Origin of the sequence: Comamonas sp. (assembly GCF_036643215.1) — a bacterium.
Classification (GTDB): Bacteria; Pseudomonadota; Gammaproteobacteria; order Burkholderiales; family Burkholderiaceae_C; genus Comamonas.
Genome location: NZ_JAVXSJ010000001.1, coordinates 289,462 through 314,052, shown reverse-complemented (window position 1 = coordinate 314,052; position 24,591 = coordinate 289,462). Strand labels below are relative to the sequence as shown.

At 58.9% G+C, this 24,591-nt stretch carries 22 protein-coding genes and 2 tRNA genes; 13 read left to right on the top strand and 11 right to left on the bottom strand.

The window, feature by feature from the left end; genetic code table 11:
- Window positions 1-8 precede the first annotated feature (8 nt).
- Both RSF91_RS01460 and RSF91_RS01455 read right to left on the bottom strand, forming a co-directional pair.
- On the bottom strand, window positions 9-1,037 hold the full coding sequence (locus RSF91_RS01460; protein WP_332566744.1) for a microcin C ABC transporter permease YejB: 1,029 nt from the start codon (window positions 1,035-1,037) through the stop codon (window positions 9-11).
- Window positions 1,038-1,049: 12 nt separating this feature from the next.
- Window positions 1,050-2,903 (bottom strand): extracellular solute-binding protein, encoded by a 1,854-nt coding sequence (locus tag RSF91_RS01455; protein WP_332566743.1) that lies wholly within the window; start codon window positions 2,901-2,903, stop codon window positions 1,050-1,052.
- A 120-nt stretch (window positions 2,904-3,023) separates the two neighbouring features.
- Here RSF91_RS01455 and fabI point away from each other — a divergent pair, with 120 nt between their 5' ends.
- The 3 genes from fabI to RSF91_RS01440 all read left to right on the top strand — a co-directional run bounded on the left by fabI (window position 3,024) and on the right by RSF91_RS01440 (window position 5,639).
- Window positions 3,024-3,824 carry an enoyl-ACP reductase FabI gene (fabI, locus tag RSF91_RS01450; protein WP_198461541.1) on the top strand — a complete coding sequence of 267 codons (801 nt, stop codon included), beginning with the start codon at window positions 3,024-3,026 and terminating at the stop codon, window positions 3,822-3,824.
- 187 nt (window positions 3,825-4,011) lie between these two features.
- A complete protein-coding gene (locus RSF91_RS01445; RefSeq protein WP_332566742.1) occupies window positions 4,012-4,533 on the top strand; it encodes a superoxide dismutase family protein in 522 nt (173 codons plus the stop codon).
- Window positions 4,534-4,712: 179 nt separating this feature from the next.
- Window positions 4,713-5,639: a DNA ligase gene (locus tag RSF91_RS01440; protein WP_332566741.1), complete on the top strand. Its 927-nt coding sequence runs from the start codon at window positions 4,713-4,715 to the stop codon at window positions 5,637-5,639.
- Window positions 5,640-5,691: 52 nt separating this feature from the next.
- Here the strand turns inward: RSF91_RS01440 and RSF91_RS01435 are convergent, their stop codons facing one another.
- Window positions 5,692-6,420, bottom strand: a complete 729-nt coding sequence (locus tag RSF91_RS01435) for an IclR family transcriptional regulator (RefSeq protein WP_332566740.1) — start codon at window positions 6,418-6,420, stop codon at window positions 5,692-5,694.
- A gap of 141 nt (window positions 6,421-6,561) precedes the next feature.
- On the opposite strand from RSF91_RS01435, the gene RSF91_RS01430 reads away from it, so the two are divergent.
- Window positions 6,562-7,506: a hydroxymethylglutaryl-CoA lyase gene (locus RSF91_RS01430; protein WP_332566739.1), complete on the top strand. Its 945-nt coding sequence runs from the start codon at window positions 6,562-6,564 to the stop codon at window positions 7,504-7,506.
- A 24-nt stretch (window positions 7,507-7,530) separates the two neighbouring features.
- Window positions 7,531-8,745: a CaiB/BaiF CoA transferase family protein gene (locus tag RSF91_RS01425; protein ID WP_332566738.1), complete on the top strand. Its 1,215-nt coding sequence runs from the start codon at window positions 7,531-7,533 to the stop codon at window positions 8,743-8,745.
- A gap of 74 nt (window positions 8,746-8,819) precedes the next feature.
- Here RSF91_RS01425 and RSF91_RS01420 read toward each other — a convergent pair whose 3' ends face one another.
- Together RSF91_RS01420 and RSF91_RS01415 are read right to left on the bottom strand one after the other, a co-directional pair.
- Window positions 8,820-9,179 carry a VanZ family protein gene (locus tag RSF91_RS01420; protein WP_332566737.1) on the bottom strand — a complete coding sequence of 120 codons (360 nt, stop codon included), beginning with the start codon at window positions 9,177-9,179 and terminating at the stop codon, window positions 8,820-8,822.
- A gap of 181 nt (window positions 9,180-9,360) precedes the next feature.
- A complete protein-coding gene (locus RSF91_RS01415) occupies window positions 9,361-11,922 on the bottom strand; it encodes an arginine/lysine/ornithine decarboxylase (RefSeq protein WP_332566736.1) in 2,562 nt (853 codons plus the stop codon).
- 140 nt (window positions 11,923-12,062) lie between these two features.
- On the opposite strand from RSF91_RS01415, the gene RSF91_RS01410 reads away from it, so the two are divergent.
- The 4 genes from RSF91_RS01410 (at window position 12,063) to RSF91_RS01395 (ending at window position 13,840) form a co-directional block, all read left to right on the top strand.
- Window positions 12,063-12,488 carry an NfeD family protein gene (locus RSF91_RS01410; protein ID WP_332566735.1) on the top strand — a complete coding sequence of 142 codons (426 nt, stop codon included), beginning with the start codon at window positions 12,063-12,065 and terminating at the stop codon, window positions 12,486-12,488.
- 89 nt (window positions 12,489-12,577) lie between these two features.
- On the top strand, window positions 12,578-13,498 hold the full coding sequence (locus tag RSF91_RS01405; RefSeq protein ID WP_332566734.1) for an SPFH domain-containing protein: 921 nt from the start codon (window positions 12,578-12,580) through the stop codon (window positions 13,496-13,498).
- A gap of 91 nt (window positions 13,499-13,589) precedes the next feature.
- Window positions 13,590-13,680 (top strand) — tRNA-Ser (locus RSF91_RS01400).
- 69 nt (window positions 13,681-13,749) lie between these two features.
- Window positions 13,750-13,840 (top strand) — tRNA-Ser (locus RSF91_RS01395).
- A 77-nt stretch (window positions 13,841-13,917) separates the two neighbouring features.
- Here the strand turns inward: RSF91_RS01395 and RSF91_RS01390 are convergent.
- From RSF91_RS01390 to phaR, 3 genes are all read right to left on the bottom strand, one after another.
- Window positions 13,918-14,682 carry an SDR family oxidoreductase gene (locus RSF91_RS01390; RefSeq protein WP_332566733.1) on the bottom strand — a complete coding sequence of 255 codons (765 nt, stop codon included), beginning with the start codon at window positions 14,680-14,682 and terminating at the stop codon, window positions 13,918-13,920.
- Between the two features lie 149 nt (window positions 14,683-14,831).
- Entirely contained in the window at window positions 14,832-16,214 is a 1,383-nt protein-coding gene (locus RSF91_RS01385; protein WP_332566732.1) for a DUF1329 domain-containing protein, read from the bottom strand.
- 231 nt (window positions 16,215-16,445) lie between these two features.
- Window positions 16,446-16,982 carry a polyhydroxyalkanoate synthesis repressor PhaR gene (gene phaR, locus RSF91_RS01380; protein ID WP_332566731.1) on the bottom strand — a complete coding sequence of 179 codons (537 nt, stop codon included), beginning with the start codon at window positions 16,980-16,982 and terminating at the stop codon, window positions 16,446-16,448.
- 260 nt (window positions 16,983-17,242) lie between these two features.
- On the opposite strand from phaR, the gene RSF91_RS01375 reads away from it, so the two are divergent.
- Window positions 17,243-17,725: a hypothetical protein gene (locus RSF91_RS01375; protein ID WP_332566730.1), complete on the top strand. Its 483-nt coding sequence runs from the start codon at window positions 17,243-17,245 to the stop codon at window positions 17,723-17,725.
- Between the two features lie 57 nt (window positions 17,726-17,782).
- Here RSF91_RS01375 and murB read toward each other — a convergent pair whose 3' ends face one another.
- Window positions 17,783-18,880, bottom strand: coding sequence for a UDP-N-acetylmuramate dehydrogenase (gene murB / locus RSF91_RS01370; protein ID WP_332566729.1), 1,098 nt, complete (start codon window positions 18,878-18,880; stop codon window positions 17,783-17,785).
- 104 nt (window positions 18,881-18,984) lie between these two features.
- On the opposite strand from murB, the gene RSF91_RS01365 reads away from it, so the two are divergent.
- The 3 genes from RSF91_RS01365 to RSF91_RS01355 all read left to right on the top strand — a co-directional run bounded on the left by RSF91_RS01365 (window position 18,985) and on the right by RSF91_RS01355 (window position 21,240).
- Entirely contained in the window at window positions 18,985-19,470 is a 486-nt protein-coding gene (locus RSF91_RS01365) for a YajQ family cyclic di-GMP-binding protein (protein ID WP_099736538.1), read from the top strand.
- A gap of 123 nt (window positions 19,471-19,593) precedes the next feature.
- Complete coding sequence (locus RSF91_RS01360; RefSeq protein WP_332566812.1) at window positions 19,594-20,223, top strand: retropepsin-like aspartic protease family protein; 630 nt, start codon at window positions 19,594-19,596, stop codon at window positions 20,221-20,223.
- Between the two features lie 21 nt (window positions 20,224-20,244).
- Entirely contained in the window at window positions 20,245-21,240 is a 996-nt protein-coding gene (locus RSF91_RS01355; protein WP_332566728.1) for an HD-GYP domain-containing protein, read from the top strand.
- Window positions 21,241-21,266: 26 nt separating this feature from the next.
- Here the strand turns inward: RSF91_RS01355 and RSF91_RS01350 are convergent, their stop codons facing one another.
- Together RSF91_RS01350 and RSF91_RS01345 are read right to left on the bottom strand one after the other, a co-directional pair.
- The gene (locus RSF91_RS01350) at window positions 21,267-22,994 is read right to left on the bottom strand and encodes an FAD-dependent oxidoreductase (RefSeq protein WP_332566727.1); all 1,728 of its coding nucleotides are present in this window, start codon (window positions 22,992-22,994) and stop codon (window positions 21,267-21,269) included.
- Window positions 22,994-24,550: a polyamine aminopropyltransferase gene (locus RSF91_RS01345; RefSeq protein WP_332566726.1), complete on the bottom strand. Its 1,557-nt coding sequence runs from the start codon at window positions 24,548-24,550 to the stop codon at window positions 22,994-22,996. Before RSF91_RS01345 ends, RSF91_RS01350 begins: the two co-directional genes overlap by 1 nt.
- Window positions 24,551-24,591: the final 41 nt, after the last annotated feature.

Below are 24,591 nucleotides of genomic sequence, written 5' to 3'. Positions count from 1 at the left end.
GCATGAAATCAGTCAAACTTGACCCGGGGATCAACCCAGACATAGCAAAGATCGCTGATGAGCTTGGTCACCAGCCCAATCAGCGTGAACAGGTAGAGCGTGCCCAGCACCACGGGAAAATCGCGGCGAATCACGCTTTCGTAGCTGAGCAGGCCCAGACCGTCGAGCGAGAACAGCGTCTCGATCAGCAGCGCCCCGGCGAAGAATGCACCAATAAAGGCGGACGGAAAGCCGGTGACGATGGGAATCAGCGCATTGCGAAACACATGCTTGTAGAGCACCTGCCGCTCCGAGAGGCCCTTGGCCCTTGCCGTCAGCACGTATTGCTTGCGGATTTCTTCCAGAAAAGAGTTCTTGGTCAGCATGGCCGTGACCGCAAAACTACCCGCCACCATGGCTGTTACGGGCAACGCGATATGCCAGAGGTAATCCACCAACTTGCCTAGAGTGCTGAGCTCATCAAAGTTCGATGAGGTCAGCCCCCGCAGCGGGAACCATTGCAGCTGACCGCCAAAAACCACCAGCAGGGCCACACCCAGCACAAAGCCGGGGATGGCATAGCCCACGAGGATCAGCACCGTGGTGGCCAGATCAAAGCGCGAACCGGCGCGCACGGCCTTGGCAATGCCCAGCGGCACGGCGACCAGATAGCTGATGAAAAACGTCCACAAACCCAGACTGATGGAGACCGGCAGTTTTTCTTTGACCAAGGCCCACACGCTTTTGTTCTGGAAAAAACTGGTCCCCAGATCAAAGCGCGCAAACTGGCCCAGCATCTGCACAAAGCGCTCTACGGGCGGTTTGTCAAAGCCATACAGGGCCTTGATTTCTTCAAGCCGCTTGGGGTCCACCCCCTGCCCGCCGCGATAGCTCATGGCTGCGCCTTCAACCCCGCGACCCGCGCCGGCCTTGGCTTCTGCCAGATATTGCTCTACGGGGCCACCGGGCACAAACTGAATGACGATGAAGGTCAGCAGCAGCACACCCAGCAGCGTGGGGATCATCAGCAAGATGCGTTTGAGAATATAGGCAAACATGGCGTCGTCAGATCATGGCTTGGTGGGGGCGGAAGGCGCTGTCTGCGGTGGCTGCTTGGCCCAGGCGGCATAGACCACCCACAGCTCACCCGGCGAATAAGGCGGAATCTTCCCCGGCAGGGCCAGCCTCCAGTCGTCATACACCATGCGGTGCTTGCCCGAGAAGTACTGCGGAATCAGGTAGTGGCCGTGCACGATGATGCGCTCCAGCGCGTGGCAGGCGGGCAGCATCTGCTGCTCGGACTTGGCCGACGCCATCTGGGCGATGATGGCGTCCACCGCCTTGCTTTTCAGGCCCACATAGTTCGAGGCACCTTCAATATCGGCGGCGGCGCTGCCGAACAGCTCCGCATATTCCTGCCCCGGGTTGTGCGTGCCGGGCACATTAAGCGTCACGATGTCGAAATCGTATTTGTCCATGCGCTGCTGGTAGAGGGCGTAGTCCACATTTCGCACCTTGAGCGTGATACCCAGCTTTTCCAGATTGCGCATCCAGCTGCTCACAATCTTGACGCTGCTTTCGCCGCTATCCAGATACTCGATCTCCATGGGCTCGCCAGCGGCGTTGCGCAGCGCCCCATCTTTGACGCTCCATCCTGCATCGGCCAGCAGCTTCTGCGCGCGGCGCAGGTTTCCACGCAAGCCGTCGCCGGTATCGGTGCGCGGCGGCTGGGCCATGGGCCCCAATGTGTCAGGCGGCAAACTGGCCTTGTAAGGCAGTAGCAGCGCCAGCTCTTGCTCAGTGGGTTCACCCGTGGTCTCACAGGCCGTGTTACCAAACAGGCCATGCACGCGCTGGTAGGCGCCGTAGAACATCTGGCGGTTCATCCACTCATAGTCGTAGGCCAGACCCAGCGCCTCGCGCACGCGCACATCTTTGAGCTGATCGCGCCGCGTATTCAAGAAAAAACTCTGAAAGCCCGAGGGCAGCTTGTTCTCGAACTCACCCTTGACCAGCTCGCCCGAGTTAAAGCGCTTGCCCGTCAACCGCCGCGCCCAGTCGCCAGCGCTGTTGATGCGCATCAAGTCAAACTCGCCCGCCTTCAGCGCCTCAAGCCGAGCCGTTCCGTCTTTGTAGATCTTGATGGTGATACGGTCAAAGTTGGCCTGCCCCACGCGCACCGGTAGTGCAGCGCCCCAGTAAGCGGGGTCACGTACATAGGTAATGTCTTTGCCAAATTTAACCGGGCCAATCTTGTAGGGGCCACTGCCAATGGGTATATCCGTCACCACCTGATCAAAAGGCTTGGGCTTGCCACTCGCATCCAGCCCCCAGTCGCGACTGAACACAGGCAGGGCTGCGCCCACGGTCAGCGGTAGGTCACGGTTGGGCTTTTTGAAGCGAAAGCGCACCGTGTGCTCATTCAGCACATCGCAGCCATCCACCTCGACAAACAAGGTCTTGTAGCCGGGCGAGGCGTATTTGCTCAGCAGCGTTTCGTAGCTGTGCTTTACATCCTGCGCCAGCACTGGCTTGCCGTTGTGAAAGCGCGCCTGCTTGCGCAGCCTGAAAGTTGCGGACAGGCCATCGGCAGCCACATCCACATCTTCAGCCAGCAGGCCGTAACCCGTGGCGGTTTCATCCAGGCTCGGTGCAAGCAGGGTCTCCAGCAGCATGTCCCCCACGTAAGCAGGCGGCGAGCCTTTGATGGTGAAGGGGTTGTACTTATCAAAGGTGGAGTAACGCAGATTACTCACCATGCGCAACTCGCCGCCCTTGGGGGCTGCGGGGTTCACATAATCAAAGTGCTTGAAGTCCGCCGCATACCGCGGCGCGCCCCATAGTGCATAGGCATGTGCGGCCAGAGCTGGAGTGGCAACATGGCTGCAGGCAATCAGGGCTGAACAAATCATCCAATGGCGCATGCGACAATTCTGCCCTACCCCGACTGATTCGCACCCAGTTCGAGCGGATACGTTTTCAAAGATGGCGCGTCTGCCACAGATGCAGCCATCCTCTCTTTCAATTTTCTCTGGAGATCAACAATGGGTTTTCTCGCCGGTAAAAAGCTGCTGATCACGGGCGTTCTGTCCAACCGTTCCATTGCCTACGGCATCGCCAAGGCCTGCCACGCACAAGGCGCAGAGCTGGCATTCAGCTATGTAGGCGAACGCTTCAAGGACCGTATCACCGAGTTCGCAGCCGACTTTGACTCCAAGCTGGTCTTTGACTGCGACGTGGGCAGCGACGAGCAAATCGACAAGATGTTTGCCGACCTGGGCGCTGTCTGGGGCAAGTTCGACGGTTTTGTGCACTCCATCGGTTTTGCCCCCCGCGAAGCCATTGCAGGCAACTTCCTCGATGGTCTGTCGCGCGAATCCTTCAAGATCGCCCACGACATCAGCGCCTACAGCTTCCCCGCAATGGCCAAGGCCGCCATGCCCTTCCTGAACGACAAGTCCTCGCTGCTGACCCTGTCGTACCTGGGCGCCCTGCGCTCCATCCCCAACTACAACACCATGGGTCTGGCCAAGGCATCGCTGGAAGCCTCCGTGCGCTACCTGGCTGAAGCTGTGGGCCGCACCGAAGACGGCCGCGCCATCCGCGCCAACGGCATCTCCGCCGGCCCGATCAAGACCTTAGCCGCCTCGGGCATCAAGGACTTTGGCAAGCTGCTGGGCCGCGTGGCCGATGCATCGCCCCTGCGCCGCAACGTGACCATTGAAGACGTGGGTAATGTCGCCGCCTTCCTGCTGTCCGACCTGGCATCCGGCGTGACCGCTGAAATCACCTATGTGGACGGCGGCTTCAGCCAGACGGCTGGCCTGTCCTCCGATCAGGTCTAAGCCCTCAAAGCAGACGCTTCAAAGCCCCGCAGGTTGCAAAGCCTGCGGGGCTTTGTGCTTAGCGTCTGTGCTTTTCGCTTAGGTTTTACGCCGCGCAGAAGAGATCTTCGCCCTCGCCCTACAAGCAGTGCCGGCCACAGCCGCTATGGTTTCAAGGTGTTTCAACCACCACCTCAAGAGGATTGCCATGCCCTATCGCTTTCTGCTTCTCGCTCTCTCCACCGCTGCACTGGCTGCCTGCAGCACCCCCGCGCCCCAGCCCGCACAGGCCATTGCCAAGCTTCAAGCCACCTCGGGCAGCAAAGTCAGCGGTGATGTGAAGTTCACCCAGAAAGACGGCCAGCAGGTCATGATCAGTGCGGTGATTTACGGCCTCAAGCCCAATTCAGAGCACGGTTTTCACATCCACGACAAGGGCGACTGCGGCGACAACGGCAATGCCGCAGCGGGTCACTTCAACCCCATGGGCAACCCGCATGGCAAATATGACACCACCCAGCATCACATGGGGGACCTGCCCAGCCTGAAGGCCGACTCCAACGGCGTCGCCACCGTCAATGTGCAGTCACGTGACCTCACCTTGCTAGCAGGCCCCGGCAATGTCATTGACCGCGCTGTCATCGTCCACGCCCAGCCTGATGACTACGCTACTCAGCCCACAGGCAACGCCGGTGCACGCATTGCATGCGCCGTGATTACCCGCGACTGAGGCGGTTAATTCACTGAGAAGCCGCTGCCGCTGTGCTGCGGCTTTTTTTATACCTAATCGGCCTCAACCGCTTTCACAGAAAGCAGCAATAGCTATCTTTTTGATATCAAAGCGGACACATCATCGACAACCGGCACCCACCGCCTAGGCATGGGTCGCCTGCCCACCAGGAGATCGCCATGCCTGTTTTGCCACCTGCTCTGCTGCCCAAGCCTCTGAAATGGCTTCTTCGTTGTCTTCTCTGTGCCTGTGTCTTTCTGAATTTTCCGGTACTCGCTCAACCGGCAGCACAACCACCACCGCTGATGCTGGCCCATATCTGGCGCAGCAGCCTGCCATTGCAGGACTACTGGGTCAGCGAAAAGCTGGACGGCGTGCGCGGCTACTGGAATGGCCACCAGCTCATCAGCCGCGGCGGGCAGGTGATTACAGCGCCCAGCTGGTTTACCCAAGGCTGGCCTGCCACGCCTATGGATGGCGAGCTCTGGGCCGGGCGCGGCCATTTCTCCCATGCCCAGTCCACCACGGCGCAGATCCAGCCCAGTGATGCGGCATGGCGGCGCATGCAGTTCATGGTGTTTGACCTGCCAGCCGCCCCCGGCAGCTTTGACGAACGCCTGCCGAAGCTCAAACAGACCGTAGACAAAATCAAGCAGCCTTGGGTGCAAATCGTGGCACAGCAAAAACTGAGCAGCGATGCGCAATTGCAGGCCTTGCTAAATCAAGTCGTCAAAGATGGCGGCGAAGGTCTGATGCTGCACAAAGGCAGCGCGCCCTACCGCAGTGGTCGCAGCGATGACCTGCTCAAGCTCAAACCGTTTGACGATGCCGAAGCCAAAGTCATTGGCTACAAGCCCGGGCGCGGCCAGTGGCAAGGAATGACGGGAGCGCTCATCGTGCAAAACCCACAGGGTCTGCAGTTTGCGCTGGGCTCAGGCCTGAATGCCGAACAGCGCAAAAATCCGCCGCCACTGGGCAGCTGGGTCACCTACCGCTATCAGGGATTGCATGAAAAAAGCGGCCTGCCGCGCTTTGCACGCTTTATGCGGGTACGCAATGAACCCGGCTTTCAGCCTGAGGCGATCACGCAATCAATTCAAAATTAATAGCAGCTTGTGCTTATTGATAAAGCGATACAGCCACTTTTCAATTAAATATTCAAACCAACTGCGCCCCCAGCTCTCGCGCCGCCTGCAGCACGTTTTTGACGTAATGCTCGTCATAACGGTGCGCAGGCATGGTCAGCGTCAAGGCGGCGGCAAGTTCCCCGCTCTGGCGGAACACAGGGGCAGAGATACCGGCAATCTCGCTGTGCCTGTCGCCCACCAAGGCCTCGTAGCCATCGGCCCGCACCCGCGCATAGTGGTTGCGATTTTTCTTCTGCCAGTCGCCCAGCTCCGGATCAAAAGCCACCAGCACCCGCCCGCCTGCGCCCTTGTCCAGCGGCAGCAAATCACCCGCCCGCGCATGGTCGCGCACGGGGTGCGGTGAATCCACGCGGTACAGGCAAAGCCGCTCGCGCCCTTGGCGCACATGGTAGGCGGCGCTCTCGCCCGTGGCCTGCACCAGCGCTTTAAGCACCGGCATGACCACGCTGTCCAGCGAGAAATTCTGCGCATACACCCTGTGCAAGCGCGCCACGGCTGGCCCCACCGCATAGCGACCATCGTCCAGCCTGCTAATCCAGCCACCGTGCTCCAGGGATGCCAGCAGGCGCAGCACCGTGCTTTTGTACAAGCGCGTGCGTTCGGCCAACTGGGTCAGGCTCAAGCCGTCATCTGCATCACCAAAAGCCGCCAGCAGGCTCAAGGCTCGATCGACTGCGGCCACGCCACCGGGTGCCGCGTTTTCATCGGCAAGGGATTCAGTTTGAGATTTACGCGGCATGAAAACTCCAACCCTGCAGCTTGACAGGACATCAGGACGCAGGGCAATATTTCAAAAGAGAGAACTTAGTTCTATTAGATAGAACTCATTACAACACTGCCTTTGCTGTAAAGCAAGCATTGAATTCAGGTCAGGCACCCCATGTCATCTCCATCTCGTTTCGACGTCTTGATCAGCGAAGTCGGCCCCCGCGACGGTCTGCAATCGATCTCCACCACCATGAGCACCGCTCATAAATGCGCATGGATTGACGACCTGGTTGCCTCAGGTTTGCAGGAAATCGAGGTCGGCTCCTTTGTCTCGCCCAAGCTCTTGCCGCAGATGGCCGATGCTGCGCAGATCGTTGCCCATGCCATTCAGCACAGCGGCGTCACCGTCATGGCACTGGTACCCAATATCAAAGGCGCAGAAGCAGCCATGCGTGCTGGAGCGCACAAGATCACCTTGCCTGTGTCGGCCAGCCCCACGCATTCCATGGCCAATGTGCGCAAGACACCGCAGCAGATGGTGGAAGAAGTGCGCGCCATTGCCCAGTTGCGCGACGACCTTGCGCCGCAGGTGCATATCGAAGCCGGCATCTCCACCGCTTTTGGCTGCACGCTGCAAGGCTTGGTGCCCGAAGACGATGTGATTGCGCTGGCCGTGGCCTGCGTACAGGCAGGAGCAGATGAATCAGGCCTGTCTGATACCACTGGCATGGCTAACCCGGCCCAGGTCAAGCGCCTTTTCACGCGGCTGCGCAGCGAACTGGGTGATCACGCCGGTGCCGCGCATATGCACAACACGCGTGGGCTGGGCCTGGCCAATTGTCTGGCCGCCTATGAAGCCGGTGTGCTCACCTTCGACTCTTCCCAGGCCGGGCTGGGCGGCTGCCCCTACGCACCCGGGGCCTCGGGCAATGTGGTGACCGAAGACCTGGTCTTTATGTTCGAAGCCATGGGCATACGTACCGGCATTGATATTGAGCGACTGCTTGCTGCGCGAAATGCGCTGGCCGCTGGCCTGCCAGGCGAGGCGCTTTACGGCATGCTGCCACCTGCGGGCCTGCCCAAAGGCTTTGTGCCTCATCCGTATTCCACGCACTGATCCCAAACAACAAACGAGATTCACATGCACTCCTCCAGCAATTCCCCAAGCCCCGCCAGCGCCCTGCCCTACGCCGGTATTCGCGTGGTCGAATTCACCCACATGGTCATGGGCCCTAGCTGCGGCCTGATGCTGGCCGACCTAGGGGCCGAAGTCATCAAGGTCGAGCCCGTGGGCCATGGCCGCATGGGTGACGCCACGCGCAAGCTGCTGGGCTCGGGCTCCGGTTTCTTCCCGCTGTTCAACCGCAACAAGAAAAGCCTGACCCTGGATTTGCAGACCCCCGAAGGCAAAGAAGCCGCCCTCAAACTGATTGCCACCGCCGATGTGGTGACCGAGAACTTCAAGCCCGGCACCATGCAAAAGCTGGGGCTGGACTATGAAAGCCTCAAAGCACAGTTTCCCCGCCTGATCTACGTCAGCCACAAAGGGTTTCTGCCCGGCCCTTACGAGCACCGCACGGCGCTTGACGAGGTCGTGCAGATGATGGGCGGCCTGGCCTATATGACGGGCCGTCCTGGCGACCCGCTGCGCGCAGGCACCAGCGTCAACGACATCATGGGCGGCATGTTTGGTGCCATGGGAGCCATGGCCGCTCTTGCACAGCGCGAAAAAACAGGCCAAGGGCAAGAAGTTCAAAGCGCATTGTTTGAGAACAATGTCTTCCTGATTGCCCAGCACATGATGCAGTACGCCGTCACCGGCAAACCCGCTGCGCCCATGCCCGCACGCATCTCGGCCTGGGCCATTTACGACGTGTTCGAAGTCAAGGACGGTGAGCAGATTTTTCTGGCCGTGGTCAGCGACGGTGCCTGGCGCGAGTTCTGCAATGCCTTTGACCTGGACGAACTGCACGGCGACCCTCGCCTGGGCAGCAACAACGACCGCGTACAGGCCCGCAGCTGGCTGATGCCGCTGCTGCGCGAAAAAATGGCGGCTTACAGCGCCGCACAGATCGCCCAGGTATTTGAGGAAAAAGGCCTGCCCTTTGCCCCCATTGTTCGGCCCCACGATTTGCTGGACGACCCACACCTGAACGCCACCGGCGCCCTCGCCCCCATACAGCTGCCCGATGGCCGCGAGAGCAAAACCGTGCTGCTGCCGCTGACCCTGGACGGCAAGCACCTGGAGGTGCGCCTGTCACCACCCAAGCTGGGGGAGCACAGCCTGGAAATTTTGACTGCGCTAGGCTATAGCCAGAGCGAGGCAGAGGCTCTGGCGCAAGGGCAACATCAATAAAATTAATAGCTTATAGCGCCTTTGCTGCTGGAACTTTTCAAGATTTTTATTGAGAAACTCATTACAGACAGGCGCTAAGCGCTATCTTTTTTAGTAAGCAGCTCCCGCAAGGACTGCCAGAACAGCACTGCCAAAGCTGCACCTGTGGTGTTGGCCAGCGCATCCAGCCACTCCGCTCCGCGCGTAGTGGTGAAGCTGGCCTGCAGCAGCTCAATCACGCCGCCATAGCTGGCGCAAATCAGCACCACAGCCAACGCCGCCGTGGCAGACCAGCGCAATTGCAGAGCATGAGCACGCGCCACACCCGTGCTCCACAACAGGCTGGCTAGCACGGCATGCAGGCCCGCGTGCACCAGTTTGTCCGTGTACTCAAAGCCGCGCAAAAACGGGAACAAACGCAAAATCAGCCCGCCGCTTGTTCCGGTTTCGTTCAAACAGCCCCACAAAACAAACAAGGCCCAGCAAAGGCTGAGCCAGGCCAAAATTTTCCAAAGGCGCACTGCGCCTGCCAATTGAGGGAGTGAATGCATGGGCAAAAATATAAAAAAGCCCGAAGTGCGGACACCCGGGCTTTTCATGGACAGCAGGTTTTACAACCCGCCCGTTGGCTAGAGCTTAAACCGCTTTCTTGGCGGTCTTCACGGACTTGACTGGCGTTGCAGCCGCCTTTACAGCAGCCTTTGCAGGCGCTTTTGTAGGCGCTTTTGCAACGGTTTTAGCCACAGCCTTAACCGCAGGCTTGGCCGCGACCTTCTCAACCGTCTTCACAGCCGCCTTTTTAGCCGGAGCCTTGGCAGCCGGCTTTGCAGCGACTTTCTTGGCGGCAGGCTTTTTCGCCGCCACAGCCTTCTTCACTGGCTCGGGGTTGACGCTGGACTCTGCCACGCAGTCGGCGTAGTAACGCACTTCGCCGTCTTCACCTTCCAGCTCGACCAGACCGTGGATATCGGTCTCAAAGCCCGGCGCCATCTTGGCGAATTCGCGGGCGAACAGCAGATAGTCCACGATCTTCTTGTTGAAGACTTCACCAGGAATCAGCAAAGGAATACCCGGTGGGTAAGGCGTGACCAGACCCACGGTGGTGCGTCCCACCAGGTTGTCGATTTCCACACGCTCGGTCTTGCGCTGGGCAATGTGAGCGTAGGCGTCCGAGGGCTTCATCGTGGGCTTGAGGTCCGACAGATACATCTCGGTCGTCAGGCGCGCAATGTCGTACTTGGCGTACAGCTCGTGCACGTGCTGGCACAAGTCCTTCAGACCCATGCGCTCGTAACGGCGGTGCTGCTGAACAAACTCGGGCAGGATGCGCGCCAGCGGCTGGTTGCGGTCGTAGTCGTCCTTGAACTGCTGCAGCGCCGTCAGCATGGTGTTCCAGCGGCCCTTGGTGATGCCGATGGTGAACATGATGAAGAACGAGTACAGGCCCGTCTTCTCAACCACCACGCCGTGCTCGGCCAGGTACTTGGTGACGATGGAGGCGGGAATGCCGGTGTCGTCAAAGTCGCCATCCAGATCCAGACCGGGCGTGACGATGGTGGACTTGATGGGGTCCAGCATGTTGAAGCCATCGGCCAGATCGCCAAAGCCATGCCAGTTGTCAAACTCTTTACCGCTCTTCTTGGCCTTGGTCTTGGTCGATGCGTGCTTGCCGCGAATGATCCAGTCCTGGGCCAGGCCCACGCCTTCTTCGGCCAGAGCCTCGGGGCCCCAGACCTCAAACCACCAGTCGTCGTCGCCAAACTCGTCTTCCACCTTGCGCATCGCGCGGCGGAAGTTCAGCGCTTCCAGAATCGACTCTTCCACCAGCGCAGTGCCGCCGGGCGGCTCCATCATGGCGGCAGCCACGTCGCAGCTGGCAATGATGCTGTACTGCGGGCTGGTCGAGGTGTGCATCAGGTACGCCTCGTTGAACAGCGGGTGATCCAGCTTTTCGGTCTGCGAATCCTGCACCAGCACATGCGATGCCTGGCTGATACCGGCCAGCAGCTTGTGGATGGACTGGGTGGCATAGACCACCGAATGCACGGGGCGCTTACGCTTCTTACCCATGGCGTGGTAGCTGCCATAGAAGGGGTGGAAGGCAGCGTGGGGCAACCATGCCTCATCAAAGTGCAGGTTGGCGACATAGCCGTCCAGCATGCCCTTGATGGTTTCCGTGTTGTAGAGCACGCCGTCGTAAGTGGACTGCGTCAGCGTCAGCACGCGGGGTTTGACGGTCTTGGCATCCACGCCCTTGAGCAGCGGGTTGGCCGCGATCTTGGCCTGAATGGACTCGATCGAGAACTCGCTTTGCGGGATGGGGCCAATGATGCCGAAATGGTTGCGTGTGGGCTTCAGAAACACCGGAATCGCACCCGTCATGATGATGGAGTGCAGGATGGACTTGTGGCAGTTGCGGTCCACCACCACCACGTCGCCCGGGGCCACGGTGTGGTGCCAAACGATCTTGTTGGAAGTCGATGTGCCGTTGGTCACAAAGTAGCAGTGATCGGCATTGAAGATGCGCGCGGCATTGCGCTCGGACTCGCCGATGGCGCCGTTGTGGTCCAGCAGCTGGCCCAGCTCTTCAACGGCATTGCAGACGTCAGCACGCAGCATGTTTTCACCATAGAACTGGTGGTACATCTGGCCCACAGGGCTCTTCAAAAATGCCACGCCGCCCGAGTGACCGGGGCAGTGCCAGCTGTAGGAGCCGTCTTCGGCGTAGTCCAGCAGCGCCTTGAAGAACGGGGGTTGCACGCCTTCCAGGTAGCCCTTGGCTTCGCGGATGATGTGCTTGGCCACAAATTCGGGGGTGTCCTCGAACATGTGAATGAAGCCGTGCAGCTCACGCAGAATGTCGTTGGGCAGGTGACGGCTGGTCTTGGTCTCACCGTAGATGTAGATGGGCACATCTTCATTCTTGCGACGCACTTCACCAATGAAGCTGCGCAGGCTGTGAATGATGGGATCTTTGTCGCCGCCGAGCTGGAATTCCTCGTCGTCAATCGACAAAATAAAGGCACTGGCGCGGCTTTGCTGCTGAGCGAACTGCGAGAGATCGCCGTAGCTGGTCACACCCAGAACTTCAAAGCCCTCTTCTTCAATAGCTTGAGCAAGGGCGCGAATGCCCAGTCCCGAGGTGTTCTCGGAACGGTAGTCTTCGTCGATGATGACAATGGGAAAGCGAAACTTCATGGACAGCCTCCGTACCAATCAGGCCTAAAAAACGAAACAGCCGCGAAGTGTAAGGAATATCCTTATTGCGGCTTTGAAACAGGCTGTTTTTAACCCAGAATGTGGTGCACTAAATACAAGCCACAAACAGGAGCTCAGGTATGGATCATTCCACCGCGTGGTGGTTGCTTGCAGGTTTACTGGTCATTGCAGAGCTTTTGACCGGTACTTTCTACCTCCTCATGCTGGCCCTGGGCGCCATTGTCGGCGCACTATGCGCCCACTTTGGTCAGGGCACCAGCACCCAGATTGTGGCGGCAGCCCTGCTGGGGGCAGGTGCAGTCTTCGCCTGCTATCTGCTGCGCAAGCGCAGTCCGCGCAGACAGCCTGCCTCCAGCAATCGCGACGTCAACATGGATGTGGGCGAAACCGTGGTCGTAGAGCAGTGGAATTCCGACGGCACAGCACAGGTTCGCTACCGCGGCGCCACCTGGACCGTGATCTGCCGCACGGGCGCCCTGACCATGCCCGGCCCGCACCGCGTGGCCGAAGTGGTAGGTAACCGCCTTCTTGTTGACAAAGTCTGAGCATTTCTAAGCCCCGGCATGGCTATGCTGAGGGCTGAAAAATTTCACCCGCTTCTTCACATCAACGCCCCACAAGGGCTGGAGACAATATGGATTACGCAGTTCCTCTCGCCATCGCCATCATTGCCATCATCTTTATCGTGCGTTCGATCAAGGTCGTACCCCAGCAACATGCATGGGTCAAAGAGCGTCTGGGCAAGTACGCAGGCACCCTCACCCCCGGCCTGAATTTTCTGATCCCCTTTGTCGACCGTGTCGCCTACAAGCACAGCCTGAAAGAAATTCCGCTGGATGTGCCCAGCCAAGTCTGTATTACGCGCGACAACACGCAGCTGACAGTGGATGGCATTCTGTACTTTCAGGTCACAGACCCCATGCGCGCCAGCTACGGCTCGTCCAACTACATCATGGCCGTGACTCAGCTGGCACAGACCTCGCTGCGCAGCGTGATCGGTAAGCTGGAACTGGACAAAACCTTTGAAGAGCGCGACATGATCAACGCTCAGGTCGTCAACGCTATTGACGAAGCTGCGCTGAACTGGGGCGTCAAGGTACTGCGTTATGAAATCAAGGACCTGACACCGCCTGCTGAAATTCTGCGCGCCATGCAAGCCCAGATCACCGCCGAGCGTGAAAAGCGCGCGCTGATCGCCGCCTCCGAAGGCCGCCGCCAGGAACAAATCAATATCGCCACCGGCGAGCGCGAAGCCTTCATCGCTCGCTCTGAGGGTGAAAAACAGGCCGCCATCAACAAAGCCCAAGGTGAAGCCTCTGCGATCACCACCGTGGCCGAAGCGACCGGTCAGGCTCTGGAGCGTGTTGCGACTGCCATTCGCCAACCCGGCGGCGAGCAGGCTGTTCAGCTCAAGGTCGCAGAAAGCGCTGTGGAAGCCTATAGCAAGGTGGCCGCTGACTCCAACACCACGCTGGTCATCCCTGCCAACATGACCGAAGTTTCAGGCCTGATCACTTCCGCCATGAAGATGATGCAAGTGGGTAAGAGCGTCTGATCTCGCTCGCTTGATGAAGCGTGCAGAAAATAACTTGCTGCACTTTCATTTTGATGTCGAAATTTCTGGTTAGAATAGCGGCTTCAAACACGGAGCGGTGGATGAGTGGTTTAAGTCGCACGCCTGGAAAGCGTGTGTGGGTTAATAGCCCACCGCGGGTTCGAATCCCGCCTGCTCCGCCAAAATTGAAAACCAAGCTTAAACCGGCTTGGTTTTTTACTTCAGCCATGAAGTAATTCCGGTATCGCTGTGGAGCGGTGGATGAGTGGTTTAAGTCGCACGCCTGGAAAGCGTGTGTGGGTTAATAGCCCACCGCGGGTTCGAATCCCGCCTGCTCCGCCAAAAACAAAAAGGCCTTGAAGAAATTCAAGGCCTTTTTTGTTTTTCCACCCATACCCCGCATTAGCGAGGCATCAGAATTACAGGCCCATGCCCAGAATCGAGTTATCGGCATGCAGCTCGCTGCCACTCATGACACTGGATTCATCGCTGGCCAAAAACAGCACAAGCTGCGCAATGCGCTCAGGCATATAGGCGCGGCCACCACGATTGCGCTTGGCGTCGTGCAGCACCATCTCCTTTGACACACCCTTGGGCAGAGAAGCCTGCATCATTGGCGTATAAATTCCGTCAGGGTGAATGGAGTTCACACGAATTGCATAGCCTTGCTTGCGGCAGTTCAGCGCAGCAGCGCGCGTCAAAGCCGAAACTGCGGCCTTGCTGGCGCTGTAGCCTGCATATTGCTCAACCGGCAACCAGCTCGACACTGACGCCATATTGATGATGGAGCCGCCAGCTTCCTTCATCGCAGCAATCCCTTGCTGGCAACCGAGGAAGACCGACTCGGTATTGATCTTGAGCAAGCGGCTAAAGTCCTCGACTCGCCCAGTTTCCATATCACCAGGCAGCAAGATACCTGCGTTGTTGACCAGCACATTGAGCGTACCCATGCGCTGCTGCACGGCAGACATGACGCTCTTCCAGTCCCCTTCATTGCTCACGTCGTGGCGCACAAACATGGAGCACTCACCCAGCTCAGCTGCCAGTTGCTGGCCCACGGCTTCATTGATGTCGCTGAATGCCACTTTGGCACCTTCACCCAGCAGCAGCTTCACGACTTCCAGACCCACACCACTGGCACCACCGGTGACCAATGCAACCTTACCCTGCAAACGATTTGCCATTGCCTGTCTCCTCTTGCTTTTTCTCAGCCCTCAACGAGCCATTTTTCAGACCATAAAAAAGGAGGCGCAAGCGCCTCCTACCTTGAGAGACAAAAAGCTCGTAGCCACATCGCGGCATGCCAAAAGCTTTTTGCCATCTTCATGCTTGATCAGTTGCCCGCGTTACGAGCCGCCTGAGGTGTGAACATGGAGGCATCGAGGTTGCCCTTGTTCAAAATCGGACCCAGCGGGCGCTCCTGGAACAGGTTGTAGGCCACATAGGCACCCGAGTTCAGGTCGTGATAGAAGCTGGTGCCGGCATGCCAGACATTTGCATCAAACGCGTAGTAATAGTTCACCAGACCGGACTGCCAGAGCTGCCCACGCGCATCGTAGAAATCGCTCATGACAGCTTGGCCCGTATCCTCATCAAGGAACAAAACGCGCTTGCCGTACATATGGCGATAGCCGGATTTCAGAGTGGCTTCCAGCACCCAGACACGGCGCAGTTCATAGCGCATGAAATCAGGGTTGGCATGGCCAGGCTTGAGCAAGTCAGCGTACTTCACGGTATTCGCGTGAACCTTGTACGCATTGGCAGGAACGTAGATCTCCTTCCTGCCCAGCGACTTCCAGTTGTAGCGCTCGGGTGAGCCGTTGAACAAGCGGTCAGAGTCAATCGTCAGCTTGCCACCAGTGCCAGACAGAGGCTGGTCAAAACCGTACTCTGGCAACTGGCGCACGCGGCGGGTTCCGGGGTCGTAGCTCCAACCCAGTCGCTTGTCCTTACCAAAATCCAGAGGCTCGGCAATCACGCTCACACCGCCTTTTTCGCGCTCAGGCAGCTTGGTGATATTGATGGTCTGCGACATCGCCCCCACCAGCGGCTGACCCGCTACATCTGCCGCCTGAACAGGGCTGAGCGCCTTGTTATCAGCACGCCCGTAAACAATGCTTTTATCGGCAAAAACAATGCCGTTATCGCGCAAAGTTTCTTCGGTATAGGCACGCGAAGGCAGCAGATTATTGAATGCCAGCTCTAGGCCATTCTTAGGAATAGGGAACGGCAGCGCGCCCTTGACGGCACCAGTCACACCCAAGCCATCGGCGTTGACCACGGCATCCTGAGCATTCTTCTTGGCAGAAGCGCAGGTCGCATCTGTAAAGCGGAAGTCCCGGTGACCGGTGTACACAGGGATGCGGAACGTCTGAGGGTACTTGGCAAACATCGCCTTCTGACCTTCAGTCAGGCGCTCTGCATACTGGCTCAAGTTTTCAGCCGTAATGGTGAACAACGGCTTTTCATTCGCATACGGATCTACCGGGTGCTGCCCGGCATGAGGCGTGTACTTCACGCCCACTGGCACGCCCAGCCATTTACCAGTGAACTCCGGTACGCCACTGGCCGTCCCTGCTTTTTCGCCGCCCGTGCAATTGAGCGACTTACCCAGCTTTGCAACCTCATCCGCCGTTGCTTTGGCCCACACTGAACCTGTAGCCAACACTCCCACTGTCAAGGCCGCCAACAAACGGGGCGCCATACCAACCTTCATGCCTAGTCTCCTTGAATGCATTACTTGCATTTGTTGTTGCTCAAACTCTCATCGCGCACTCTCACCTGCGTACTTCGGAAGTACCGAAATCATTGTTCGATTGAGAGCATTCACAAGCATCGTCAATTGGGACTAGCGCATCCAGACCTCTTGCCGCCCATCACAGCGGAAACAAAGCGGGCACAAAAAAACGGGCCATTTGGCCCGCCTCTTGAAACGTCAATTCAGCGTTCAGCGCTTTATGCCAAACACACCCAGCATCTGCTCCGTCTGCTTTTGCATCTGCTCCTGCATTTGAGTGAGCACCGTCTGCGACTGCTCCATGTAGTTACCCATCATGGATTGCATGGCTGGCGGCTGCATGCTCATGAACTGCTTCCACGCCTCAGGCGCCGCACCCTGCGACTGACCCGACAGCTGGGTCTGGAAGTCCGTGAACATCTGCACGTTCTTTTCAATGTACGTACCCATAAAGCCCTGCATGGCATGGCCGTAGAAGCGGATGATGTTGGCCAGCATGGCTTCGGAAAACATGGGAGCACCGCCCGCTTCTTCTTCCAGAATGATCTGCAGCAAGATAGAACGCGTCAGTTCTTCATTGGTCTTGGCATCGCGGATCACCACATCTTCGCTGTCCATCACCAGTTGCTTGACCTCAGCCAGCGTGATGTAGGAAGAGGTTTTCGTGTCATACAGACGACGATTGGGATACTTCTTGATGAGCCGCTGCTTTGCCGCATGGGCTTCGCCCTCTGTGTTTTCTTGCATCGCAAGTCCTTTTTAATTGGGGATCGGCCCCGTTATCCATTGAGCTATTGCAGTGCAACAGATTTTAGGCAGTGCATGAGTCAGCAACGGCAAGCAGTAACCCTGACGGGCTGCGCTGTATCAACAGCAACAAAGATGTACCGCTTTCACCCGCGCCAACCCATCTTTGCCATTTATTCACAAAAAACAGGCTCCGGTCTTGCAAAGAAACCCTTGCAGAAGGTTTACAGTGCCTGCGTTGTTTGACGAAAGGTTAACGAATGAGTTTCACTAAAACACGTCACGCTCTTTGCCTGAGCGCCTTGCTGGCTACTGCTGGCTTCATGACTGGCGCACAGGCACAGACCGACGCACCCGCAGCCGACAACGCCAAGGCTGCAGCCCCCGCCGCAGCACCTGCCGTCCCTGCCAACGTCGATGCACAAGCCGCTGATGCGGCGCTGCGCAAGCGTCTGCAAGCCGTGGTGACAGCCATTGAAGGCAAATCCAAGCTGGCCTCCAGCAACTTCAATGAAGAGTTCCTGAAGCAGTCGCCCATCGACAATGTGCAAAAAGCACTGGACTCGATTCGCACCGGTGTCGGCAGCTGCCAGGCAGTAGCCCGCATGGAGAGCCCCACCCCTCTGGCCACCAGCGTTTTGCTGAACTGCACCAAGGGCTTTGTTCCCATGGAGCTGGCTGTAGAGCCTAAGGCCCCCTACCGTATTTCCGGTATTTTACTGCGCCCAGCCTTCTGGAAATAAGCGCTAATAGCTATCAAAAAAGGAGCCAATGGCTCCTTTTTTCTTATGCGCAATGGCTTAAATCACTACTGGCTCAGGCTCTAGCCGAATGCCAAAGCGCTCATAAACACTGGTCTGAATGGCTCCTGCCAGCGTCATCACCTCACCGCCGCTCACACTGCCCTCGGCGCTATGGCGGTCACCGCGGTTGACCAGCACCAGCGCCTGCTTGTCATAGACTCCCGCCCGCCCCATGGTCTTGCCCTTCCAGCCGCAGGCATCAATCAGCCAGCCAGCGGCTAGCTTGATCGAGCCGTCATCCATGGGGTAGTGCACGATTTTTGGCTCACGCGCGATGATGTCTGCGCACTGCTCGACCGTCACAGTGGGGTTTTTGAAGAAGCTGCCCGCATTGCCAATGACCTCGGGGTCAGGCAGCTTGGCGCTGCGAATTTCGCAAACCCATTCAAAAATCTGCTGGGCCGTGGGTTGCTCAATGCCTTTTTCAGCCTGCTTGCGCTGCAAGTCCAGATAACCCAGATCAGGCTTCCACACTTTGGGCAAGGCCAGTCGCACATGCGTAATCACCGCCCGCCCCTTGAGACCCAGACCGCGCGGCACGGCAGCAGAGCCCGTTACAGGCCAGTACTTGGGCTGCGCAGGTGCATGCTTGAACACCGAATCGCGGTAGCCAAAGGCACACTGGGCAGCATTCAAGCTGAACTGCTCACCAGTCACCAGGTCAACCGCGTCCAGCGAATCAAAGCGATCCTGCAGCTCCAATCCATAGGCGCCAATATTCTGCACAGGTGATGCACCTACCGTGCCGGGGATCAGCGCCATATTCTCCAGCCCGCTATAGCCCTGGGCCAGCGTCCAGGCCACCATATCGTGCCAGCGCTCGCCCGCGCCGATCTCGACAACCCAGTGCTTGTCGGTCTCATGCAGCAGCCGCATGCCCATGATTTCCATCTTGAGCACGACTGGCGCCACATCACCCGTCAATACGACGTTGCTACCTCCACCAAGGACAAACACCGGCTGCCGCCCCCAGAGGGGATGGGCCAGAAACTGGCGAATATCATCCTGGCTACGAATACGCACCAAGGTTTCGGCGCGCGCGGCAATGCCAAAGGTGTTGCAATGCTGCAGGGGAACATTTTTCTCGACTAACATCCATCCAATTGTCGCACTGCGCCCACCTCGTTGCTGGAAAGCCGAACATCACAGGCTGGCGCTCTGTGGCTGTTTACTGCTCTGATACTGATAGGAATAAAACCATGCCTTCTTTTGATACTGTTTGCGAAGCCGACTTCGTCGAAGTAAAGAACGCTGTCGACAACGCCACCAAGGAAATTGGCACCCGCTTTGACTTCAAGGGCACATCGGCCGCCGTCGAACTCAAGGACAAGGAAATCACCATGTATGGCGATGCCGAGTTCCAGCTCCAGCAAGTCGAAGACCTGCTGCGCAACAAGCTGACCAAGCGCAATGTGGACGTGCGCTTCCTGGACATTCAGAAGGCCCAGAAAATCGGCGGTGACAAGGTCAAGCAGGTCATCAAGGTCAAAAACGGTATCGAGTCCGATCTGGCCAAGCAGCTGCAGAAGCTGATGAAGGAAAGCAAGCTCAAGGTGCAAGCCGCCATTCAGGAAGACAAGGTCCGCATCACCGGCGCCAAGCGCGACGACCTGCAGGCTGCCATGGCCGTGATTCGCAAGGACCTGGCTGACCACCCTCTGTCGTTCAACAACTTCCGCGACTAAACAATGAAACACCCCCTGCGCAGCTTTGCTGCTTCCCTCTCTCCCGCTTCGCGGGAAGGGATCGACACCTGCGCTGCGGGGCAGCCCTTGCAGGGTGCCTCTCACCTGCGGCGCGCGGGGCTTATGCTGGCAGCCACGCTGGCAGCCAGCAGTGCCTGGGGGCAATCCGTCGCATTGACCGGCGTACTGGGCAGCAAGGCCCTGCTGGTTGTCGATGGCAGCGCGCCCAAGGCCATTGCGGTCAATGAAAGCCACAAAGGCGTTCGCCTGCTGCAGCTCAATGGTGACGCCGCCGTGGTCGACGTCAAAGGCCAGCGCCAGAACCTGCGACTGGGCGATGCGCCTGTCAGCGTGGGCAGCCGGGGTGGCCGCGACGGTGGCTCCCGCTCGGGCAAGCTGGTGTTGATTGCCGACTCACGGGGTCACTTCATCGACCGGGGAATGATCAACGGTAAAACCATGCAATACATGGTGGACACCGGCGCCAGCACGATTGCCATTGGCCGAGCCGATGCAGAGCGCCTCGAGCTGCCCTACCTCAAAGGCACACCCATGCTGATGCGCACAGCCAACGGCACCGCGCAAGGCTGGCGAATCAAACTCGACAGCGTCAAACTGGGCGATATAGAGCTCCACGACGTCGATGCCATCGTCGCCCCTCAATCCATGCCCTATGTGTTGCTTGGCAACAATCTGCTGGCCCAGTTTCAGATGACCCGCAAGGGCAGCGAAATGGTGCTGGAAAAAAACTAAGATCCGCCCAAGCCCCTCTCCATGCACGCACGCTACGACGAACCTTATGAGGACCTGCTGGGTCTGTGGTCAGACTTGGAAGCCGCCCTCTCCGTTCTGCTGACCGATCCGCTGCGCATTCCGGGTTTCGCCATCAAGCTGCATCAGATTGATCTGTGGCTGCAGGACCTCATCACACAAGACACCGACGCAGCGCTCTACCTGATGTTTCAGCGCGCCAGCTCAACCACCGTGGGTTACAGCTCCTCGCACGCTGTGGTCTGCGCAGGCCTGTGCCACATTCTGGCCAAGGCGCTGAACCTGCCTCAGTCAGAGCGCGATACGCTGATTCATGCCTCGCTGACCATGAACATCAGCATGACGGTGCTGCAAAACCAGTTGGCCGAGCAACGCGCCCCGCTGAGCAGCCCGCAAGCCGAAGCCGTCAAACAGCACCCCCAAGAAGGCCGTCAGGTTCTTGAGCGCCTGATGGTGCGCGACACCCTCTGGCTGGAGACCGTTCAGAACCACCATGTCGTGCTGCCGCCCGCCCCGCTGGCGCAATTGCAGCCGCTGGCGCGTCTGGTTCGCATTCTGGGCACGGTTGATCGCTATGCCGCGCTAATCAGCCCGCGTAAAACCCGTAGCGGCCGCTCGGCCGTCGAATCGCTACAAATCCTGCAACAAGGCCAGCAATATGCCGATGAGGTCAAGCAAGCGCTGATCGATGTCGTCGGCCTTTATCCGCCAGGCACTTATGTGCAGCTCGATAACGGCGAAGTGGCCGTGGTTCTGCGCCGTGGAAAAACCGCAGAGGAGCCCCAGATTGCCAGCGTGATTGACCGCGATGGCTCAAGCCTGTACCCGCCCATCTGGCACCTTGAAGGGCGCAGACCCACCATTCAGTCCGCTTTGGCGCGCTCGTCGCTGACGCTGGATCTGGACCTGCGCTCCATGGCGCAGCTCGGCGGTCACAGCTCGCGCGGCAATGCAGCGCTCAATCGCGTCATCAAGCTGCCCGGCAGCCAGCGCAGGTAACTCAGCTAGCACCCTCAAAAGCGTTTTTACCCTTGCGCTGCCAGCAGCCCTGCGTGATGACCGCGCGTAAACGCTTCTTCCAGCACCGAATAACCGGCCCAGTCCGAATGCGCAAAGCTCAGCCGCGCTGTACCGGGCGTGGGCAGGCCCTGCACTCGCTCTCCATTCAATAGCTGCTTGCGCTCATTCATATTGGCTTTGAGTGCAATTTCACTCAAAATTTTCTGATCACCAGGGCGCGGAATCGCCATGGCATGACCATAGCGGGTGATCTCCATACGCGTAGCGCGTTGCAGCAGATCGGCATGCGGCTCGCTCAGGGTGTTCACAATCCGGTCGCGCCAGAAGGCGAAGGGCTGCTCCATCAACTGCTTGCGCCCATCCGCCCAGTCGCCCAGCGCCTGGTAATAGCTCAGCACAGTGGGCTGGCGGCTGACGCGATCCAGCCGCTGATTGCCCGCATCCACATAGCCCAGGCCACCCTGATTGCCGTCCTGGTACAGCACATTGTCCCAGGCGGGCTCCGCACCGGGGTAGTCGGCCAGCGGGCTGTCGATATGAATATTGGCCACCAGCCAGGGCGTCCAGTTCAGCCGACCCGCCACCGTTCGCAAAAAATCAGGGGGGTTACGCAGCACTCGGGCCGCGATAAACGTGGGCAACGCCACCACGCAATGCCTCGTTAGCCAGCGCTCATGTTGCTGGCGTCTATGGTGATAGGTGTCGATCTGCACGCCGCTGGCATCTTCAGTAATCGCCAGCACGCTGCAATCTGTCTGCTGCTGCGTGCCTTTTAGCCCCGCCACCAGTTGCTGGACCAGCCAGCCATTGCCCTGCGGCCAAGTCAGCACCTGCTCGCCCAGCTCCTCGGCTTCATGCTCAGAATCTTGGCGCGGCGCATGAAAGCCGTGACGGCTGGCAAAGTAATGAATACCCGCCCAGGCCGATACCTGGGCCAGCCCCGCCCCAAAATCATCACGGCAGCAGTAGCCCAGATACCAGAGCAGGCGCTCGTCATCCAGACCCTGCTCGGCCAGCCATTGCTCAAAAAGCTGTGCATCCAGCTTGGTATGCGCCGCTGGCAACTGCCCTGCGCGCTGCCAGATGCGAATGGATGGCATGGCAAAAGCGGCGAGGCTCATCGCCTCGCTCACCCGTTTTTCAAACAGCGCATATTGGTCCAGCGTGCGCTGGCTTACACCGTGCACGGGTAGCAAGCCCTCATGCCATGCACCTTGCCAGAACAAGCGTTCCTGTGGGCTGTGACATAGATAGCGCTCGTCATAGCGCCAGCGGCCAGAGACGCGCTGGCGCACGCCCAGTTGCTCCAGCCAGTCCTGCACCTCATGGGCATCATCACCGGGCACCGGCAGATAGTGGGCGCCCAGCGGACAGGCAATGCCTTTGATCTGCCCTCCCTGACTATTGCCGCCCATGGCAGCCTGTGTATCCAGCAAGGCTGCGCCCTGCACGCCTGCCAGCTCCAGCGCCCGTGCTGCCGCCAGCCCGGCCATGCCACCGCCCGCAATCACCACCGGGGCGCGGCGCACCACGGCAGGCGCAGGCAAGTCGAGCCCCTGCGCCAAGCGCTGCCAGAAGGGGCGCAGGCTGTGGCCACGCTCAAGCGCCGTGCCGGCAAAGCCGCCAGGCAGATCATCGAGCTTGGGTGGCGCAGGCTTGCAGCCTGACAGGCCCAGCGCCGCAGCACCCGCCCACTGCAAAGACTGGCGGCGATTGATGGCAAACCCCGCCATCAATGCTCTACCTTGCCCCACTCGCGCTCATAGGTGTTGACCAGCACCTGATTGGACAAGCGGTTCACCTCGGCAGGCACGCGATCCATATCGAGCGGAAAGTCAAACATCAGGCGCATGGTGGGCATGGTCAGGTAGCGCATGCCTTCGGGCAGGCCGGGCGGCTCGCGCCAGGGACGGTGACTGGCCAGCACAAAGCCCCATTCGCCAAAACTAGGCACATGGGCGTGATAGGGCTTGGCCGTCAGCCCCACGGATTCAATGGTCTGCACCACCGTCCAGAAGCTGTGCCGCGCAATCAGCGGCGATGTGGTCTGCACCACGGCATAGCCGCTGGCCGCAAGGCGCTTGTCCAGCAGCGAATAAAAGCTGTTGGTAAACAGCTTGCCAATCGCAAAATTGGTGGGGTCGGGGAAGTCCACCACGATCACATCAAAGCTGTCCTTGCTCTCCTGCAGCCAGTGAAAGGCATCGGTGTTGACGATGCTGACCCGTGGATCATTGAGCGCATTGCCGTTAAGCGCCGTCATCATGGCATTGGTGCGAAACAGATCGGTCATGGCCGGGTCCAGCTCCACCAGCGTTACGGCTTCTACGCTGGGGTACTTGAGCACCTCGCGCACGGCCATACCGTCGCCGCCGCCCAGCACCGCTATCTTCTTAGGAGCACCATGCGCCGCCATGGCCGGGTGTACCAGCGCTTCGTGATAGCGATACTCATCACTCTGGGCAAACTGCAGATTGCCATTCAGGTACAGGCGCGCGCCCTGGCGGCCCTGCGTCACCACAATGCGCTGATAGGGCGAGCTGCTGCTCAGCACAATGCGGTCCTGATAAAAATGATCATCGGCCAGCTTGGTCAGTTGATCCGCCCCGGCAATGCCTCCACCCAGCGTCAGCAGCACCAGCGCACAGGCCCAGATATGGGCACGCAGATTGCGCAGCTCGTGCTTGAACAGCACCAGCGCCCACACCGCAATTGCCGCATTCATAAAGCCAAACAGCAAGCCCGTGCGCACCAGCCCCAGCTTGGGCACCAGCACAATCGGAAAGGCCAGCGACACTGCCAGCGCACCCAGATAGTCAAAGGTCAGCACCTTGGACACCAGATCTTTGAGCGAGGCATTGCGCTTCAAAATGCGCATGACCAGCGGAATCTCCAGCCCCACCAGCGTGCCCACCACCAGCACCATGCCGTAGAGCAGAAAGCGAAAAGCACCCGGCGCATAGGCATTGGCCAGAAACAGCACCGCAGGCAGCGCTCCGCCCACCAGCGCCACCATCAGCTCCACCCGCAGAAAGTGCGCAGGCAACTGATCTTCAAAATAACGCGACAGCCATGAGCCAATGCCCATGGCAAACAGATAGGTGCCGATGATGGTGGAGAACTGCAGCACCGAATCGCCCAGCAGATAGGACGCCAGTGCGCCCGCCGCCAGCTCATAGAGCAGACCACAGGCCGCAATCACAAACACACTGGCCAGCAGCGCCACATCAATAGGCCGCGGCCCCAGCTCCTGCGGAGTGCCGCTCTGCTCAGCCTGCGTCGAAGTCATCAAACGTACTTTCTATTTAGATCAGTTCACCCGATTGAACC

Excerpts from the sequence above, each read along its gene's own strand:
- RSF91_RS01460 (WP_332566744.1), bottom strand. The coding sequence starts at position 1,037 with ATGTTTGCCTATATTCTCAAACGCATCTTGCTGATGATCCCCACGCTG.
- RSF91_RS01455 (WP_332566743.1), bottom strand. The coding sequence starts at position 2,903 with ATGCGCCATTGGATGATTTGTTCAGCCCTGATTGCCTGCAGCCATGTT.
- fabI (WP_198461541.1), top strand. The coding sequence starts at position 3,024 with ATGGGTTTTCTCGCCGGTAAAAAGCTGCTGATCACGGGCGTTCTGTCC.
- RSF91_RS01445 (WP_332566742.1), top strand. The coding sequence starts at position 4,012 with ATGCCCTATCGCTTTCTGCTTCTCGCTCTCTCCACCGCTGCACTGGCT.
- RSF91_RS01440 (WP_332566741.1), top strand. The coding sequence starts at position 4,713 with ATGCCTGTTTTGCCACCTGCTCTGCTGCCCAAGCCTCTGAAATGGCTT.
- RSF91_RS01435 (WP_332566740.1), bottom strand. The coding sequence starts at position 6,420 with ATGCCGCGTAAATCTCAAACTGAATCCCTTGCCGATGAAAACGCGGCA.
- RSF91_RS01430 (WP_332566739.1), top strand. The coding sequence starts at position 6,562 with ATGTCATCTCCATCTCGTTTCGACGTCTTGATCAGCGAAGTCGGCCCC.
- RSF91_RS01425 (WP_332566738.1), top strand. The coding sequence starts at position 7,531 with ATGCACTCCTCCAGCAATTCCCCAAGCCCCGCCAGCGCCCTGCCCTAC.
- RSF91_RS01415 (WP_332566736.1), bottom strand. The coding sequence starts at position 11,922 with ATGAAGTTTCGCTTTCCCATTGTCATCATCGACGAAGACTACCGTTCC.
- RSF91_RS01410 (WP_332566735.1), top strand. The coding sequence starts at position 12,063 with ATGGATCATTCCACCGCGTGGTGGTTGCTTGCAGGTTTACTGGTCATT.
- RSF91_RS01405 (WP_332566734.1), top strand. The coding sequence starts at position 12,578 with ATGGATTACGCAGTTCCTCTCGCCATCGCCATCATTGCCATCATCTTT.
- RSF91_RS01390 (WP_332566733.1), bottom strand. The coding sequence starts at position 14,682 with ATGGCAAATCGTTTGCAGGGTAAGGTTGCATTGGTCACCGGTGGTGCC.
- RSF91_RS01385 (WP_332566732.1), bottom strand. The coding sequence starts at position 16,214 with ATGAAGGTTGGTATGGCGCCCCGTTTGTTGGCGGCCTTGACAGTGGGA.
- phaR (WP_332566731.1), bottom strand. The coding sequence starts at position 16,982 with ATGCAAGAAAACACAGAGGGCGAAGCCCATGCGGCAAAGCAGCGGCTC.
- RSF91_RS01375 (WP_332566730.1), top strand. The coding sequence starts at position 17,243 with ATGAGTTTCACTAAAACACGTCACGCTCTTTGCCTGAGCGCCTTGCTG.
- murB (WP_332566729.1), bottom strand. The coding sequence starts at position 18,880 with ATGTTAGTCGAGAAAAATGTTCCCCTGCAGCATTGCAACACCTTTGGC.
- RSF91_RS01365 (WP_099736538.1), top strand. The coding sequence starts at position 18,985 with ATGCCTTCTTTTGATACTGTTTGCGAAGCCGACTTCGTCGAAGTAAAG.
- RSF91_RS01360 (WP_332566812.1), top strand. The coding sequence starts at position 19,594 with ATGCTGGCAGCCACGCTGGCAGCCAGCAGTGCCTGGGGGCAATCCGTC.
- RSF91_RS01355 (WP_332566728.1), top strand. The coding sequence starts at position 20,245 with ATGCACGCACGCTACGACGAACCTTATGAGGACCTGCTGGGTCTGTGG.
- RSF91_RS01350 (WP_332566727.1), bottom strand. The coding sequence starts at position 22,994 with ATGGCGGGGTTTGCCATCAATCGCCGCCAGTCTTTGCAGTGGGCGGGT.
- RSF91_RS01345 (WP_332566726.1), bottom strand. The coding sequence starts at position 24,550 with ATGACTTCGACGCAGGCTGAGCAGAGCGGCACTCCGCAGGAGCTGGGG.